The 2,596-nt window shown below is 65.3% G+C and carries 2 protein-coding genes and 1 pseudogene; all 3 read right to left on the reverse strand.

What is annotated here, in order from left to right; all coding sequences use genetic code 11:
• Nucleotides 1-89: pseudogene (locus tag H0V78_01135) on the reverse strand (DUF711 family protein).
• A gap of 640 nt (nt 90-729) precedes the next feature.
• Entirely contained in the window at nt 730-1,635 is a 906-nt protein-coding gene (locus H0V78_01140) for a glycosyltransferase (GenBank protein MBA2350424.1), read from the reverse strand.
• Complete coding sequence (locus H0V78_01145; GenBank protein MBA2350425.1) at nt 1,632-2,528, reverse strand: glycosyltransferase; 897 nt, start codon at nt 2,526-2,528, stop codon at nt 1,632-1,634. Before H0V78_01145 ends, H0V78_01140 begins: the two co-directional genes overlap by 4 nt.
• Nucleotides 2,529-2,596: the final 68 nt, after the last annotated feature.

Consider the following 2,596-nt stretch of genomic DNA (forward strand, 5'->3'; position numbering starts at 1 on the left):
CCGACGCGCACTGCGTCGATCATCGCGGCGTCTTCCGAGACCGGGATAAATGCGCCGCTCATCCCGCCGACGGCACTGCTCGCCATCGCGCATGTGGCCCATCGCGTAGCCGAATGTCATCGGCAGAAAACTTTCCACCACGGCGTCGGCCGCCAGGTGCAGGGTGTGTCCCTTGGCCTGCAGCGCGTCGTTGATCTCGTTTTCCTGCAACGTGTTTTTCCAGATGTCGCGGCAGGACTGGAGCAGTGCGTGGTCGTAGGCGATGTTCATCCCGGACAGCCGCGGCACCGGCCCCGTGTTCATCGGCGGCATGTAGGCGCCGTACTCGACGAAATACAGCGCCCAATCGACAGCGCGCGCGCGCAAGCCGTTTTCCACCGGCCCACCCACGATTCCGTGGCCGGCACGCTGTGCCGCACGCAACGCGCTCACCCAGCGCGGGCCCGCCGTTGCATGATCCTCCAGCAGTGCCACCATGCGGCCGCGTGCCGCATCGGCACCCAGCGCGCGCAGGCGGAACACCGTTGCGCCCTCCGGTCCCCGGACGAATCTCACCTGTGGGTAGCGGCGCTGCAATTCGATGTCGGGCCGATGGGTCGCCACGATCATCTCGGCGCCCTCCCACTGCGGCGCCAGACTCGCGAGGCAGCGCGCCAGCAACGCTTCGCTCGACCATGATGCGATAACGATCGACAGGTCCGGTGCCTGCGCGGTTTCCGTAGCCACCGCCTACTCCACTTCAGCCAGGCTGTTGCCCGGCCCCGCCAGCGCCCCGACCGCCTCACCCCATGCGTAGCTGGCCATGAAGGCAAGCAGCAACGGCAGCGCCATAAAAAAACGCCCGAGCTGACCCCCTTTGCCGAGCAGGATGCGCGCCATCCGCCAAAGCAGCAACGGCGGCAGCAACACCGTGGCGCCGGCGTAGGCGATGCGCTTGACAAGCGGAGCGCCGTTCAAACGCATGCCGGCGAACGAGCGCGAGTAGTGATAACGCTGCGACATGAAGTAGCCGAATGGAAACTCCTTCTTGTGCTCGACCTCGAGCCCCGGGTCGCTGACGAACTTCACGCCCAGCTCGCGCATCCGCGCGTGAAGGAAGTGTTCCCAAACCTCGTTCTTCAGTTCCGGACCCAGACGGTCCAGCATCGCGCGGTCGTAAATGGCGCTGCTGCCGGCGATCGCGTCAATTTCGCCCGGCTTGACCGGCGGCATGAAGCGCGCGTACTCGACGAAAAAAACCGCCCAATCGGTCAAGCGTTTAACCGCGCCGTTGCGCACCGGGCCGCCCATCGCCTCGCAGCCCTGCGCCAGCAATCGTGCGATCGTCTCGAACCAGTGCGGGTTCACGTTGCAGTGATCCTCGAGGATTGCAATCGCCTTGCCGCGCGCTTCGGCCATGCCGATGGCGCGCAGTTTCGGAATAGAAGTGCCGGCCAAGGCCTCGACCACGCGCACCTGCGGCTGCGGAAAGCCTTGCTTGATCAGCGCCGGCAGCGGTGCCCCGCAACGATCGACGACGATCACCTCGTACGGATAGTTGCCTTGCTGGTTGACCAGGTGCGCCAGGCACTCACCGAGTTCCGGCATGCCGTTGACCGATCCAATGATGACGGAGACGAGCGGTTCCTGACTCACGTTGTGGCTCTCTTTTCGATGGTCTGATCGGTGCGCAGCGGCGCGAGGTAGCCCCAGGTCTCACCGGCTGCCCAGACGAGAACGAACAGAAACAAAACCGGCAGCGCATAAATGAAGGCGCCTACGTAGCGCCCGTCACGAGCCACGCGTGCCCCGATCTTCGCCAGATAGACGAACGGGATCAGCGGGGACAGCATCAGCCGCGACAGTTGCATCCACACGCTGCGGCCACGCACGCGGGACGATCCGAATTCTCGGCCGTGCAGCAACCGCTGGCGGCAAAACGCCTGAAACGGATACGACGCTCGCTGAATCACGCGCATTTCGGGAACCCACGCCAAGGTTGCGCCTTCGGCGAGCACCAGCCGGTGAAACTCAGGTTCCCAGAAGCCGCGCGCCATCGCCACCCGGTGTCTCTTGAGCGCCGCCGCCGCGTACACGGCGTTATCGCCCGGAATGTCCGGCACGTTCTGCGCGCCCTTTAGGTGAAATGTATTGCTGTAGCGGAGAAAGTAGGTCGCCCAGTCCTTTGCGGTGCCGCCGCGCGGCGCATCGATCGGCCCGCCGAAACCCGCCCTGCCGTGCTCGGCGCCAGCGCTGAGCACGGCCCTGGCCCAACCTGGCGCCGGCTCGAAGTGCGACGTGGTGATCGCCACGAACTGCCCGGACGCGACCTCCATGCCGCGCGACCACAATTCGGGGATGAGAGCCGATTCTGGCAGGCGCAACCAGCGCACACGCAAGTCGGCGCCGTATGCCGAGTGCGGTTCCACCGCCGTGGCGACGATCAATTCGCACGCGGCGTCAAATTGATTGAGGAAGGCCGCGAGGCACCGATCGAGGTTGGTGTCATCCCCCCATACGGCAACCACGACGGAAAGCCAGATCATCATCGGTCAGGCAGCCGGTCGGCGCGCGACGAACAGCGCCGCGCCATACGGATACACCAACAGGCCCCGCG

The organism is Burkholderiales bacterium (assembly GCA_013695435.1).
Lineage (GTDB): Bacteria > Pseudomonadota > Gammaproteobacteria > Burkholderiales > JACMKV01 > JACMKV01.